At 46.1% G+C, this 13,129-nt stretch carries 15 protein-coding genes; 12 read left to right on the forward strand and 3 right to left on the reverse strand.

Going from position 1 to position 13,129, the window contains the following annotated elements; translation table 11 throughout:
- The first annotated feature begins 1 nt into the window (after window position 1).
- The 3 genes from WJR50_RS19250 to WJR50_RS19260 all read left to right on the forward strand — a co-directional run bounded on the left by WJR50_RS19250 (window position 2) and on the right by WJR50_RS19260 (window position 1,861).
- The gene (locus WJR50_RS19250) at window positions 2-943 is read left to right on the forward strand and encodes a helix-turn-helix transcriptional regulator (protein WP_341294942.1); all 942 of its coding nucleotides are present in this window, start codon (window positions 2-4) and stop codon (window positions 941-943) included.
- Window positions 944-1,039: 96 nt separating this feature from the next.
- A complete protein-coding gene (locus WJR50_RS19255; protein ID WP_341294943.1) occupies window positions 1,040-1,618 on the forward strand; it encodes a nuclear transport factor 2 family protein in 579 nt (192 codons plus the stop codon).
- A gap of 78 nt (window positions 1,619-1,696) precedes the next feature.
- Complete coding sequence (locus tag WJR50_RS19260; protein WP_341294944.1) at window positions 1,697-1,861, forward strand: hypothetical protein; 165 nt, start codon at window positions 1,697-1,699, stop codon at window positions 1,859-1,861.
- A gap of 90 nt (window positions 1,862-1,951) precedes the next feature.
- On the opposite strand, the gene WJR50_RS19265 is transcribed toward WJR50_RS19260, so the two are convergent.
- Together WJR50_RS19265 and WJR50_RS19270 are read right to left on the reverse strand one after the other, a co-directional pair.
- Window positions 1,952-2,596 (reverse strand): PQLLE family protein, encoded by a 645-nt coding sequence (locus tag WJR50_RS19265; protein ID WP_341294945.1) that lies wholly within the window; start codon window positions 2,594-2,596, stop codon window positions 1,952-1,954.
- 167 nt (window positions 2,597-2,763) lie between these two features.
- Window positions 2,764-2,892, reverse strand: coding sequence for a hypothetical protein (locus WJR50_RS19270; RefSeq protein ID WP_341294946.1), 129 nt, complete (start codon window positions 2,890-2,892; stop codon window positions 2,764-2,766).
- A gap of 455 nt (window positions 2,893-3,347) precedes the next feature.
- Here WJR50_RS19270 and WJR50_RS19275 point away from each other — a divergent pair, with 455 nt between their 5' ends.
- The 8 genes from WJR50_RS19275 to WJR50_RS19310 all read left to right on the forward strand — a co-directional run bounded on the left by WJR50_RS19275 (window position 3,348) and on the right by WJR50_RS19310 (window position 9,097).
- Window positions 3,348-4,148, forward strand: coding sequence for an RNA ligase family protein (locus tag WJR50_RS19275; protein WP_341294947.1), 801 nt, complete (start codon window positions 3,348-3,350; stop codon window positions 4,146-4,148).
- The gene (locus tag WJR50_RS19280; RefSeq protein ID WP_341294948.1) at window positions 4,145-5,275 is read left to right on the forward strand and encodes an AAA family ATPase; all 1,131 of its coding nucleotides are present in this window, start codon (window positions 4,145-4,147) and stop codon (window positions 5,273-5,275) included. The genes WJR50_RS19275 and WJR50_RS19280 overlap by 4 nt, the downstream gene beginning before the upstream one ends.
- 188 nt (window positions 5,276-5,463) lie before the next feature.
- A complete protein-coding gene (locus WJR50_RS19285; RefSeq protein ID WP_341294949.1) occupies window positions 5,464-6,000 on the forward strand; it encodes a YciI family protein in 537 nt (178 codons plus the stop codon).
- 20 nt (window positions 6,001-6,020) lie between these two features.
- Window positions 6,021-6,248 carry a toxin-antitoxin system YwqK family antitoxin gene (locus tag WJR50_RS19290; RefSeq protein WP_341294950.1) on the forward strand — a complete coding sequence of 76 codons (228 nt, stop codon included), beginning with the start codon at window positions 6,021-6,023 and terminating at the stop codon, window positions 6,246-6,248.
- 10 nt (window positions 6,249-6,258) lie between these two features.
- Window positions 6,259-6,618, forward strand: coding sequence for a cupin domain-containing protein (locus WJR50_RS19295; protein ID WP_341294951.1), 360 nt, complete (start codon window positions 6,259-6,261; stop codon window positions 6,616-6,618).
- A gap of 36 nt (window positions 6,619-6,654) precedes the next feature.
- Window positions 6,655-7,431, forward strand: coding sequence for a 2-oxo acid dehydrogenase subunit E2 (locus WJR50_RS19300; protein ID WP_341294952.1), 777 nt, complete (start codon window positions 6,655-6,657; stop codon window positions 7,429-7,431).
- A gap of 151 nt (window positions 7,432-7,582) precedes the next feature.
- Window positions 7,583-7,963 (forward strand): hypothetical protein, encoded by a 381-nt coding sequence (locus tag WJR50_RS19305; RefSeq protein WP_341294953.1) that lies wholly within the window; start codon window positions 7,583-7,585, stop codon window positions 7,961-7,963.
- Window positions 7,964-8,248: 285 nt separating this feature from the next.
- A complete protein-coding gene (locus WJR50_RS19310) occupies window positions 8,249-9,097 on the forward strand; it encodes a helix-turn-helix domain-containing protein (protein ID WP_341294954.1) in 849 nt (282 codons plus the stop codon).
- A gap of 86 nt (window positions 9,098-9,183) precedes the next feature.
- Here WJR50_RS19310 and WJR50_RS19315 read toward each other — a convergent pair whose 3' ends face one another.
- Window positions 9,184-10,302: a glycoside hydrolase family 43 protein gene (locus WJR50_RS19315; protein WP_341294955.1), complete on the reverse strand. Its 1,119-nt coding sequence runs from the start codon at window positions 10,300-10,302 to the stop codon at window positions 9,184-9,186.
- Window positions 10,303-10,752: 450 nt separating this feature from the next.
- Between WJR50_RS19315 and WJR50_RS19320 the strand changes: the two genes are divergently transcribed.
- The gene (locus WJR50_RS19320; protein ID WP_341294956.1) at window positions 10,753-13,119 is read left to right on the forward strand and encodes an ABC transporter permease; all 2,367 of its coding nucleotides are present in this window, start codon (window positions 10,753-10,755) and stop codon (window positions 13,117-13,119) included.
- Window positions 13,120-13,129: the final 10 nt, after the last annotated feature.

Genomic DNA, 13,129 nt, shown 5'->3' on the forward strand with positions numbered 1-13,129 from the left:
TATGGATGTATTCATAGATATCAATACCAATATAAAGGAGCAGTTTGCCCGCTACTTCAAGCTTATCCCTACAGAAGAGGGTTACCGGATACATCCTGATATAGGAACAAAGAATGCAGTCGTTAAATATGTTGAGTTTCCCGGACAACTGGAGTTTTATCACTTCGGCCTGACCGAGTTTAAGGTTCCGATTGATATGAAGTCGGTCAACCCGGCAGATACCGACTGGTTTGTGGTACACATCAACCTCTCCCATGTGAAGCAGATCAAAGAGGTGAATGGTGATAAGATTGCTTTTCAGAAACACCTGCCCATCGGTACCCTGCTCTACGGCCCCGGGCTGGAGATCAGTACCCACTTCCCCACCAATACCCCTTCCGAAGTCTGTACCCTACGCTTCAGCCGTTCGCTCCTGAAGGATTACTTCGGTGCAGCTGAGCAGGTGATGGATATGAACAAGAATATCGTTTATGAAGAGCTGGATGCGCGACTGGAAAGCATACTCCTTTCCGCCTTAAACAGCATGCTGGATAAAATCAGATGTCACGCGCTTATCCTGGACTTCCTGAAGCGCTACTTTGACAAACTTAAGCAACATGAGGAAGTCAAAGAGGCCGAAAAGCTGCACCCCGAAGATATCAAGAGCCTGTTTGGGGTAATGGCGGTGCTGCGAGACCCGCTTGCCCGGGAAGTCCCCTCCCTGAAAGTACTGGCCCGGCAGGCCAATATGGGCACTACCAAATTCAAAACCTCCTTCAGGCAGCTATTCGGTATGCCCCCTTTTGAATACCGGAATAAGATACGCATGGAATTCGCCCGGCAGGAGCTTAGCACACAGGGCAAAAGCCCTACCGAGCTCAGCTATGCCTTAGGCTATGCCCACCCTTCTAATTTCACCGCGGCTTATAAGAAGTATTTTGGAGAGCTACCCTCCGGTCTCTGAGCTTCATTTCGTCCGCTGGCACTAATCCTGTGACCTTTCGCATTAACAGCGTTGATGCATGATGCAGTAGCTTGCATCAAACAAAATGCATAAACGATGAAAAATACGCTAAGCCTCACCCTTATGTTACTGTTTAGTATCAATCTATATGCTCAGCAGGACAGTCTGGAATCAAAAAGCCAGACTGAGCTCAACAAAGAGATCGTTGCCCGCTTCTACCAGGACCTCTGGTTTAGTAATCATACCGAGCGCTATGCGGATTACGTAGCCGATACCTATGTGGTGCATGATATCGGAGACAGAAAAGGAGTGACCGAGACTGCCCTGGAGCAAAAGAAGATCGCCGACTTCTTCTGGAATAATGGCACCTTACACTGCAAGATGGACTACCAGATTGCGGAAGGTGATCTGGTGGCTACCCGCTGGACCGCCGCTTATGAGCCTAAGACCCTGCTGGGGAATGTAGCAATAGGAAAGGGGGAGATTCCCATCATCAATGTATTCCGAATAAAGGAGGGCAGAATCGTGGAGATCTGGAACCATCGCCATGACATTGATACACCGCAGACGATGAAGTATGTACTGCAGGGACTGCTGATAGGCCTGGGCATTGCCTTAGTGCCCACCTTTTTTATGTTTCGCCTGAGGCGCAGGCTGAAGAAGGTAAAAGCCTGATTAATCCTATGCAAAAGGAATCTGTAATTTAGGTGATGCGTATATTATGAATAAGAACTCCTAAAGAAATATTCGGATATGAGCACGATTGAAAAAGAAAGTATGGTTAAAAGAATGAGAGCAATCAGGGAGGAATTAAATGAGCAGTTTGAGCATATGAGTTTTCAGCAGGAAAAGTCATACATCAAAAAGGAACTAACGATGCTGAAAAAGAAAAGAGAAGCTGCAAGGAAAAAATCTTAGGGTATTACGCGGCTACTTTCATTCAATAATCCCCTGCCATAGCTTTACTTTTTGTAAAACTACCGCAGGGGAATCATTCAGGGACGTACATTATACCTTGCTGAGGACCTGTATGCCGAATATCTCCAGCATCTGTGGGTTGTCTTTGAACGCCAGGCGGGCGATGGCACGGAACCTGCTTACCCAATCGCGCAACTCCTTGAAGGCAGCGTTCTTTTCCTGCGTGCAGCTCTCTGCCAGCCCCTTCTTGTGGGTACGCGTCTCTTTCAGTTCCAGCAAACGGTTGACCGCCGCACTGGCCTGCTCCACCTCTTTCTTGCTGATGCCGTAGGGCTGCAGGTTAAGCTCCTGCTCCAGCACACGGCCGTAGAAATACCCTGCCTGCCTTACCAGCGGCCAGGCCTGCTTCACAAAGCGCTCTACCTTAAGGCTATGCAGCAGGTCAGGCTCTTTGCGAAGTGCCATACGCGTTACCTTGGCATGCTCCTTAAACAGCCCATGTACCGCATCCAGCTCAGCATTAAGCTGCTGCGATATGCTCCACTGCTCATCGTAGAGGCTCATCTGCCTGCTCTGGCAGCCTTTGGCCTTCTCAATCAGCGTATTCCCCTGCTGCTGAAAAGCAGGCGTAAGCCCGTAAGGCTCCATCTGCAGGCGGACACTCTCCTCCCGCACCGTACCTGAAAGCGCCAGCTGGGCGGCTTCCATGATCTTCATTTCATTGTCCAATCTCATTTAGTATCTGAGTGCAATAGCTAAAAATACCGGCTTTTGGGGCAAATGTACAGTTAAGCAGTGCATTTTACCCTTGGAGGGGATGCAGAAACCTACATCAAGCTTACACCCGCCGATGTGGGGATGTACAAACCTTACTTCCGGGACGTGCCCACCGTGGAGGGCGCCTAAAAGTAAGCGGTAAAGTGCGTGCCCTCCGCGGAGAGCGCGCAAAAACTTACGTCAGCCTTACGCCCACCCCCGTGGGGACATACCCTACCCACCTCTGGTGCATGCTCACCACGGAGGGGAAGCATCTGACATAGGTGTTGGTCATGCTAACCAGCGGTTATTAGGTAGCAGCAATAGAGTAACAGCTTGCTCACTCCCGAAAGTACGCTTCCGGAAGCATCCGTAAACTTGCTTACTGCTGTGAAACTGCGTTATACTTTATTCCTATCTCGGGCTCCACGCCGGACATTTGTAATGCGTCCGCACGATACACTTCTATTGCACTAAGCTTAATGACCAAGATAACTATATACCTTCAGCATGGCTAAGATCCCTCCGGGATGACAGCAGGGTGGAGAGTATGGATAATTCTTTAGTTCTGTCATTCCGACGAAGGAGGAATCTTTGCCGCAATGTATTGTCCACTTAGGTTTTATAGATAAGCTGAAGTTTATAAACTTCATTATATTTGTAGGTTTAAGGTGAGAAGCATATAGGCAACGGCACAAGAAAATTTAACCATACAAACCAGATTGCGAGAGTGAATGAGTCACGAAAATATTGTAGAAGCCTCCATGCACAGATCAGTCTGGGTACAACCTCAGATGACAGGTTTATGCCTGATGGCTACATAAAATCATTTGCAGAAAAGGAAGCATTGGTAATTACTGAAAAGCTTGATGGGCAAAACAACTGTCTTAGTAAATACGGTGTATTTGCCCGTTCTCATAGTGCCCCTACTGAACACCCTTGGGATAAGCCACTGCGTGAAAGGTGGAAGTTGATTAAGAACGACTTGAATGATCTTGAAATCTTTGGCGAGAACATGTATGGGATTCACTCTATTGCGTATAAGCAGCTTGAATCATATTTCTATGTATTTGCTGTCCGTGAAGGTGACAGATGGCTTTCATGGGAAGAAGTAAAGTTTTATGCAGCCATGCTTGATTTTCCTGTAGTGCCGGAAGTACCTGTTACAACTGAGCTTAAAGAAGTATTTGAAGAAGATAAAGATGAGAACCAAATACTTAGAAACTGGCTAATAAAGAATTTGGGAATGGCATGGGAAGAAAGTGTGGAAACCTCCGGGCTTCTTGGGGGCTATGACCCGCTCACTCATAAAGATTGCTCAGAAGGGTTTGTGGTCAGAAACAAAGCTGACTATATAACAAATAATGGTGATCTTCCCGTAGCGGATAATGAATTTGATAATCTATTCAAGTTAGTACGGCAGTCGCATGTTAAGACGGATATTCACTGGACTAAATCATGGAAACCTGCCTCTTTGGTTGACTATGAAAAGTATAAGTGGTTTGGGTATGAGTTTATGAATAAGCTATGATCTGGAAGTTTCCCCTATATGAAGTTGGTGAACCCGTAAATTGGGATGCCATAGAATCCAGATATGATTGGTTTCGGGAGATGAAAGGTGTGCCTCAAGATGAAATATGGCATGCTGAAGGGGATGTGTTTACCCATACGAAAATGGTAGTTGAAGCCCTAATTAGGTTGCCGGAATTCAACTCACTTAGTGAACAAGACAAGCATGTTCTTTTCAGTGCTGCTTTGCTTCATGACGTAGAAAAGCGATCTACTACCACTACCGAAGTTATTGATGGAAATGAACGAATAGTCTCCCCTAAACATGCAAAGAAAGGAGAGTTTACTGCCCGAAAGATATTGTATAAGGATATTGTTACGTCCTTTCCTATCCGAGAGGCTATCTGCAAGTTGGTAAGACTTCACGGGCTGCCTCTTTGGGCCATTGAAAAGTCAGACCCAAATAAAGCGGTGATTGGCGCAAGCTTGGTGGTAAATACAAAGCACCTTTCTATGCTAGCTAAAGCAGATGTTCTGGGGAGAATTTGTAAAGATCAGGAGGAGATACTGTTACGCATAGAACTTTTCAATGAGTTATGCAGAGATAACAAATGCTTCGGAATACAAAGAGCGTTTCAGTCTGACTATGGGCGCTACTTATATTTGAATAAACCTGATAATTCGCCTGATTATGTTCCATTTGATGATCTGAAGTTTGATGTTTTCGTAATGTGTGCATTGCCAGGAAGCGGAAAAGACACCTACATCAAGCAAAATCTTGATCTACCAATTCTTTCTTTAGACGACATACGCAGAGAAAATAAAATAGAGCCTACGGATAAAAAGAAGAATGGTCAGGTGATTCAACTTGGAAAAGAAAAGGCAAAGGAATTTATGCGTGCGAGAAAATCATTTGTGTTTAATGCCACGAATATTACCAGTGATATGCGTAGCAAATGGATTTCGCTCTTTACAGAATATGGAGGAAGAGCAAAGCTCATCTACTTGGAAGTCCCGTATAAGCAATTGATTGCTCAAAACCATAACCGTCAACATAAAGTACCTGAGAAGGTGATTGAAAATATGATCGGTAAGTTGGAAATACCTACTCCAAAAGAGGCTCATGACATCCAATTTGTAGTAAGCTAAAAGAAACTACACTTCCCTCTTTTACTTCAATGTCGATAAGATCCCTCCGTTGCACTGCGGGATGGATGGGAGTTATGGACAGAGGGAGAATGAACTTTATTGGATACATTTGTAGCCCTCCGGGCTGGTAGAAGTCCGGGCGAGCTGTTATCTTTAGTACTGTATATGCATCAAGCCTAAACCTAACGATGATGATACCGCCTTCTATCCCCACCTTCAGATTGAACCTGCTTGCTGAGGTAGGATGTCTGCTACTCCTCTTCCTGCTGCTGATAGGATGTAATGGCAGCGGCAGTCAGGAAAGCATGACTGCGGATACACCGGCAGGTGCTGCGGAAGTGGGGTATGACTCTCTGCTGGCGTCTGAACTGGGGGCAGATCAGTATGGGATGCGGCAGTATGTGATGGCCTTCCTCAGGGCGGGGCCTAATCAGGGTCAGGATTCTACCGAGGCTATGCAGCTACAGCAGGCCCATATGGCCAATATTCGCAGGCTGGCGGAGGAAGGTAAGCTGGTACTGGCCGGCCCTATGCTGGATGGAGGGGCTTTGAGGGGTATTTATGTGTTTAATGTATCAGACGTAGAAGAAGCCCGTAAGTTCACCGAGACCGATCCCGCCATACAGGCCGGACGGCTGGAGATGGAACTGCACCCCTGGTACGGTTCGGCTGCCCTGATGCAGCTTAATGACATCCACAGCCGCATCAGCAAAGCAAATCCCTAGTCATCATACAAATAATACATATGGAAGAGCAGGAATATACACACTATCATAAGGAAGGCAGCGTCTGTGCCCGGGGTAAAATGCTGGGAGAGCAGATGCATGGCTACTGGGAATGGTATAGGAAGGATGGCAGCCTCAAGCGTTCCGGCTATTTTGATGAGGGAAAACAGGTAGGCGAGTGGATTACCTATGACCAGGAAGGAAAGGTACATAAGGTGACAAACATGCAAAGCAACACTGCTGAATAATTAAGAACTTATGGATAAAGTAAACATCGCGCAAAAGCTATCACTATTCTCCGAGCATTGGTCGCCCAAGATTGTAGGTGAGCTGAACGGGCAGCACGTCAAGTTGGCTAAGTTGAAGGGAGCGTTTGTCTGGCATACGCATGAGCAGGAGGATGAACTCTTCCTGGTGATCAAAGGTACGCTCCGGATGGAGTATCGCGACAGGACAGAGGTGATTCATGAAGGAGAGTTTTTGATCGTACCCCGGGGCATAGAACACCGGCCTGTGGCAGAAGAAGAGGTGAGTGTGATGCTGTTTGAACCTGCTTCAACTTTAAATACCGGCGACACTGAGAGTGAGTTGACCAAGCATACGCTGGACAGGATATAAAAATAAACTTCAGGCAGTGTACTTAAACTATCAGTAATGGCTGATTATAGGGTGCAACAGTTCCCCAAAAGCAGGATCGCTACGCATGATGTGTTTTCCCTCGGCCTGAGGAAACACCACATTGCCGCACTGATTGAGGTAGATGTTACGGAGAGCAGAGAAAAACTCCGGCAGCAGCATGAGAAGGTTTCCTTTACCGCCTGGCTGATCAAAGTCATCAGCCATACGCTCAAAGATTACGAACAGGCAGCGGCTTACCTGAAAGGAAAACGAAGCCTTATCCTCTTCAGCGACATCAATGTTTCCATCATCGTGGAAAAAGAACTGAATGGCTATAAGGTGCCTATGCCGCTGCTCATAGAAAAAGCCAATGAACGAAGCCTTGCATCCATCACGAAGCAGATACAGGAGGCCCGGGAGAATCCCCTTGATAAGGATGATATTGTACTTCAGCGGAGGAGCAGCCGGTGGGAGCAGCTTTACTACGTCTTACCAGCTTTTGTCAGGCGCTTATTCTGGCATTATCTGCTGGCTCATCCTCAGTTGGCTTATCATAAGATGGGCAATGTGTCTATCACCTCTATCGGGATGATGGGCAAGGTAAACGGCTGGTTCATTCCTACTTCTGTACACCCGCTGGCTTTTGGCATAGGCAGTATCATCAGAAAGCCCAGAGGGATAAAGGATGAGATCGTTATCCGGGAAGTGTTGCACATGACCGTCTTGCTGGACCATGATGTGATGGACGGTGCGCCTATGGCGCGCTTTGTCAGTCAGTTATCCGCTAATCTTGAAGCGGGAGTAACCCTATAGGTTTCTTCCTTTTTCTGATTGGGATATACAGGAAAAATATATCCTAAACATTGGTTGATCTGAGGAGTTCTATTCATTGCTCCAAAACTACAATTCACCAACTACCAGCAAAGAGGTAATTCCCTATTCATAAACACTAAACACCAGACGTATGCTAAAGACTACAAAGTATCAGTACAGGATATGGGCTATTACCTTATTCATCTGCCTGATGGGCTGCGAACCTGCCCTGGATAAGGAAAAGGAAAAACTTAAGAAAGGGCTGGAAATCGGACATAAAAGCCTGTACGAAGATGAAAACGGCTATGCGCATTACGCATTTTTTGTCAAGAACAATAATAAGCAAACGATAAAGGCTGCCAAGCTCCGCTTGCTGATTCTCGGATACAAAGAGGGAATGCATCCTAATGAAGCGCGCTTTGAAAACCTGGCCCCGGGCGACTCTGTGCAGCTATCAGTAAACCTCTTTACTGATTATGACCAAAAACAAGACTATCATTTCTCTTCAGAAGTAGAAGAAATAGCTTACTGAACAAAGTAAATGTTGCTCCCCAGGCTCATTATTATAAATACTATAGCAGATAAAAAAAGATTAAAGAGTGTTCTCTATACACTGAGGTACAGTACGGTATGCCAAATGTCGGGTGAATGTCGGGTGAAGTTTCTACCAATACCTTGCACAATTTAGGTCTAAAGGCAAAATTGCTGAAAGATCAAAAAGCCATACTCATGATTACAGTGTCAATATTATCAATCAAGGCATCTATAATACCGAAGTATCAGGCTTATTTGTAATCTCCAAAAGCTTATAAGACCAATGAGACAACCAGATTTAGGTAGAAAAATAGCCGAACTAAGAAAAGCCAAAGGACTCACGCAGGAAGAACTGGTAGACATGTGTAACATCAGCGTGAGGACCATACAGCGGATAGAAACCGGAGAAGTTACTCCCAGAAGTTATACCGTGAAGACTATCCTTGTCGCCCTGGATGCTGACCTGGACAAAATAGCCGTACAGGAAGAGGAGGATATAAAATCGTTTTCCGTAAAAGGCTTATTCTTAAGCGGTGTAGACCTCAGCCAGGCATCCGGCTTTCTGATGAAGCAGCTGAACATAGCCTGGATATTGGGTATCGCTTACTTTGTGCTGGGCATACCGGAGAGCATTGTAGAGTATTACCGCTTTGCTGATGGAGAAATGGTCGTAGGGAGTACGCTTTATGTCAGCATCAAAATATTTGTACTTATCTCTTATGTGTTCTTTATGCGGGGATTTGTAATACTCGGTGGCCTGTTCAGTAATTACTTGCTCAAAGTAATCGCTGTCATGCTGATCGGTTGCTACGCACTCATCCTTACTTACGATATCATTTCTATCTTCTATGGCCCTCTGGCACGTGATCTGGTGCTGTTCGGAGCCATGATTACTTTGGGAGGGATAGGCATAGTGTATGGCCTCGCGCTTTTCAGGCTGCAGAAGTCTTTAGGTACCATTGCCACCATAGCCGGAGTCTTAGAAGTAATTGCTGCCTGTTTTTTTCTGACGGTATTCTTATTCCCTTTGGGACTTATGGTTTTGCTGCCGGCAGAACTGGCAGAAGTTATTCTGCTTTATAAAGCGATAGAACTGATGAAGGCAAAAACAGTAAAGAGTAGTCTGGCCTAGATATAGGATAAGATAATAAGAGTAGAATGACTGCGTCACCGTGGCCCAGTCACCGTGACGCGGTCATTCTACTATAAAAGCAGTGTTTACTCCAGATAAGGGTCAATGGTTTCAATGCTGCCGTCGGGATTATGAGTAAGCTCAGTAACCTTGATGTTTCTGAGGTGCGTCTGCCCACCCGATAGCTCAGTATCGTGATAGAAAAGATACCACTGCCCGTTAAACTCCACAATAGAGTGATGGTTGGTCCAGCCAATCACCGGATTAAGAATTACGCCCTGATAGGTAAACGGTCCGTAAGGATTATCACCGATGGCGTAGGCGATGTAATGGGTATCGCCGGTAGAGTAGGAGAAGTAATATTGATCGTTGTACTTATGCACCCAGGCCGCTTCAAAGAATCTTCGCTCATTATCACCCGCGGTCAGTGGTTCCCCATTCTCATCCAGTATCTCTACGTCTTTAAGTTCCTCGGCAAAGCTGGTCATATCGTCACTTAGGCGGGCTATCTTTGGCGTAAGGGCAGGTTCGGTATCGGCAGGGTAAATATCCTCATTTGCATAATTGCCTCTGCTCCATCGCTGTAGCTGTCCTCCCCAGATACCTCCCAGGTACATATAATAGGTGCCATCGGTATCCTTAAAGACAGCCGGGTCAATACTGTAGCTACCGGTAATCGGCTCAGGCTCAGGGGTAAAAGGGCCGGTAGGGGAGTCGCTGCTGGCTACGCCTATCCTGAAGATGTTCTCCTCGTCTTTGGCAGGGAAGTATAGATAGTAAGTACCGTCTTTCTCAGCGGCATCGGGTGCCCACATCTGGCGGCTGGCCCAGGGTACATCATCTACGTGTAGCGCTACCCCGTGATCGGTTACCTCTCCGTCTATACTTTCCATAGAGAAGACATGATAATCTTCCATCGCGAAGTGGCTACCCAGATCATCCTGCGGTATACCCGATTCTATGTCATGGGAGGGGTAGATGTACAGGGTGCCATCAAATACATGGGCGGAAGGATCTGCTGTGTAAATGTCAGAAACCAGCGGCTCGGAGATGGCATTGAGCGTATCTTCACTTAGGCTATCGCTGGCAGCTTCTGCTTCGGTATCGCTGCTGCTTTCGGTAGTACTGCTCTGGCAGGCAGCAAGCATAAAAATGCTAAGGGGAAAAATGATGAATGCTAATGTGCGGTAAAAATGTTTATTCATGTTGTATCGCTTTTGTGGTAGTTTGATATGCTTAAAAGGTAAAAATATACGACGTATTAAACAAACAAGACTTCTTCTGAGTGACATAGGGTAGCACTGATATTTAGAAAGTCGCCAGAATTAAGTAAGGGTACAGGAAAGATTTTTGACAAGTGTTCGCTTATGAACATGTGCTGTACGTTTCTGTACGATACCGAAGAGTTTGAATCAAACAATAGTTGGCCATCAATTTTACTTTATCAGCCCTTAGACAGGCATAGAGAGACATTTGGCAGCTATATCACACAGGATGTAAAGTAGCGGTACAATGTTTGACTTTTATGTTTTGCCGGGCTGAGTGGTGCAACCTACTGTACAGGTTAAGCATCTAAGGAGTGAGAGGATTTTATTTTCAATTATCTGTTACTTTTTACCAAAGCTTGAGTTACCCCGCTAAACTACCTCGCCGCTATGTTCAAAAACTATTTCCTTGTTACCATTCGTAACCTGCTGAAGAATCGTGTGTATTCTTTCATCAATGTGGCAGGTCTTTCTATCGGTATCTGCTGTAGTATCATGATACTGCTCTGGGTATTTGATGAGATGTCTTACGATAAGTTTATTCCTAAGTCAGCTCGTTTGTACCAGCTGATGGTCAATGCAGAGTTTGATGGGAAAATCAACTCCTGGAATTCTGTACCTTTACCTACTTATCAGGGAGTTAAGGATGTAGATGTAAACATCAAAAACTCAGTGGTAACCGATTGGGGGGGTGAGCATCTGCTCACCGTAGATGAAAATCCTATCATCAAGCAGGGTTATTATGTAGGGGAAGAATTTCTGGAGATGTTTGAGTTTCCTTTGCAGTATGGTGAAGCGGCAAGTGTGCTGGATGATGCTTCCTCTATCGTGATTACCGAGTCTACTGCCCGGGCCTTGTTTGGCGATGAAGATCCCATCAACCAGATTATCCGGGTAGATGACAAAAGCGACCTTAAGGTGAGCGGTATCCTCAAAGATGTGCCCAGCAACTCTTCTTTTGAGTTTGACTTCCTGATTCCCTATTCTCAATGGCGACAGGTGAGTCCCTGGGTAGTAGAGAACGAAGATAACTGGGGCAATTATTCCTTCCAGGTGTTTCTGGAGTTGAATGATCCTACCAGTGAAGAAGCGGTGGAGAGTAGCATCAAAAATATACTGATTGAGCATGGAGAGGAAGACCTTAAGCCGGAGCTGTTCCTGCACCCCATGGAGCGCTGGCGGCTGTACTCCAACTTTGAGAATGGCGTCGTGAAAGGAGGGATGATTGATTATGTCAACCTCTTCACCATCATTGCTATATTTATCCTGATCATCGCCTGCATCAACTTTATGAATCTGGCTACCGCCCGCTCGGAGCGCAGAGCCAGAGAAGTTGGCATACGCAAAAGCGTGGGTTCCCGTAGGATTGACCTCATGGGACAGTTCATAGGCGAATCAATCTTTATCAGTTTTATTGCATATGTGATTGCTATCCTGTTGACACAACTGCTGCTTCCTTTCTACAATGATCTGGTAGAAAAAAAGCTGGCAATAGATTATACTTCCAGCCTGTTCTGGCTGTTCTCCCTGAGCATGATACTCCTTACCGGGCTGATTGCAGGAAGCTATCCGGCATTTTATCTCTCTTCTTTCCAGCCGGTCAAAGTGCTCAAAGGCAAAGTAAAAGTAGGCAAGAAAGCCAGCACGCCCCGCAAAGTATTGGTAACACTTCAGTTTGGCTTTTCCATCCTGCTGATCATCGGGACGATTGTGATCTATGAGCAGATTCAATTGGTGAAGGGAAGACAACTGGGCTATGATCAGGAAAACCTGATCACAGTAGACTTCAATGAAGAGATTGGTAAAAACTACGAGGTGCTGAAGCAAGAACTATTGCAAAGTGGTGCAGTGGAAGCTGTAACGCGCTCCAACAGTTCCATTACCCAAATCAACTCCAACAACTTTGTGGGCTGGCCGGGCAAGCCGGAAGACCAGCGGGTGATCTTTACCACCATTGCCACCGAGTACGACTATGCCAAGACCATGGGCATCAAAGTACTGGAAGGACGCGATTTCTCCCGGGATTTTATTAGCGATACGTCTGCGATGGTGATTAACAAAGCTGCGCTGGATATCATGGGGCTGGAAGAGCCTATCGGTACGGAACTGGATTTATGGGGAGGTAAACGCACGTTGATTGGCGTGGTGGATAATGTGATGATGGGTTCTCCCTATGAGGAGGTGAAGCCTATGTTCATGATCCTGGATCCGGACTGGACCAACGCAATAACTATCCGTTTAACTAAGGGTAGAGCATTGGAAGCCTCGCTGGCTACAGTAAAAGATATATTTGGTGAGTATAATTCGGCCTATCCTTTTGAGTATACTTTTGTAGATGATGAGTTTCAGAAGAAATTCACAACCATTAACCTGACCAGCAAACTGGCCAATCTCTTTGCGATTTTAACCATCCTCATTACCGGGCTAGGCTTATTTGGGCTGGCTTCTTATACGGCAGAGCAGCGCACCAAAGAGATTGGCATACGCAAGGTGTTAGGTGCTTCTGTGATGAGCATTGTGTCCATCATGTCCAAAGATTTCTCAAGGTTAGTGATCATATCGTTTTTGGTATCGGCACCCCTGGCCTGGTGGCTGCTGAATATGTACCTGGAGCGCTACCCTATCCGTACTGACGTAGCCTGGTGGATTTTCCCTGTTACCGGGATATTTGCCCTGGCTTTTGCTTTGGTAGTCGTGACCACACAATCGCTCAAGGCCGCACAGGCTGATCCGGTAAAATCATTGAGAAGCGAATAGTAAGTGGGAA

Origin of the sequence: Catalinimonas locisalis (assembly GCF_038039535.1) — a bacterium.
Classification (GTDB): domain Bacteria; phylum Bacteroidota; class Bacteroidia; order Cytophagales; family Cyclobacteriaceae; genus Catalinimonas.

Excerpts from the sequence above, each read along its gene's own strand:
- WJR50_RS19250 (WP_341294942.1), top strand. The coding sequence starts at position 2 with ATGGATGTATTCATAGATATCAATACCAATATAAAGGAGCAGTTTGCC.
- WJR50_RS19255 (WP_341294943.1), top strand. The coding sequence starts at position 1,040 with ATGAAAAATACGCTAAGCCTCACCCTTATGTTACTGTTTAGTATCAAT.
- WJR50_RS19260 (WP_341294944.1), top strand. The coding sequence starts at position 1,697 with ATGAGCACGATTGAAAAAGAAAGTATGGTTAAAAGAATGAGAGCAATC.
- WJR50_RS19265 (WP_341294945.1), bottom strand. The coding sequence starts at position 2,596 with ATGAGATTGGACAATGAAATGAAGATCATGGAAGCCGCCCAGCTGGCG.
- WJR50_RS19270 (WP_341294946.1), bottom strand. The coding sequence starts at position 2,892 with ATGCTTCCCCTCCGTGGTGAGCATGCACCAGAGGTGGGTAGGGTATGT.
- WJR50_RS19280 (WP_341294948.1), top strand. The coding sequence starts at position 4,145 with ATGATCTGGAAGTTTCCCCTATATGAAGTTGGTGAACCCGTAAATTGG.
- WJR50_RS19285 (WP_341294949.1), top strand. The coding sequence starts at position 5,464 with ATGATGATACCGCCTTCTATCCCCACCTTCAGATTGAACCTGCTTGCT.
- WJR50_RS19290 (WP_341294950.1), top strand. The coding sequence starts at position 6,021 with ATGGAAGAGCAGGAATATACACACTATCATAAGGAAGGCAGCGTCTGT.
- WJR50_RS19295 (WP_341294951.1), top strand. The coding sequence starts at position 6,259 with ATGGATAAAGTAAACATCGCGCAAAAGCTATCACTATTCTCCGAGCAT.
- WJR50_RS19300 (WP_341294952.1), top strand. The coding sequence starts at position 6,655 with ATGGCTGATTATAGGGTGCAACAGTTCCCCAAAAGCAGGATCGCTACG.
- WJR50_RS19305 (WP_341294953.1), top strand. The coding sequence starts at position 7,583 with ATGCTAAAGACTACAAAGTATCAGTACAGGATATGGGCTATTACCTTA.
- WJR50_RS19310 (WP_341294954.1), top strand. The coding sequence starts at position 8,249 with ATGAGACAACCAGATTTAGGTAGAAAAATAGCCGAACTAAGAAAAGCC.
- WJR50_RS19315 (WP_341294955.1), bottom strand. The coding sequence starts at position 10,302 with ATGAATAAACATTTTTACCGCACATTAGCATTCATCATTTTTCCCCTT.
- WJR50_RS19320 (WP_341294956.1), top strand. The coding sequence starts at position 10,753 with ATGTTCAAAAACTATTTCCTTGTTACCATTCGTAACCTGCTGAAGAAT.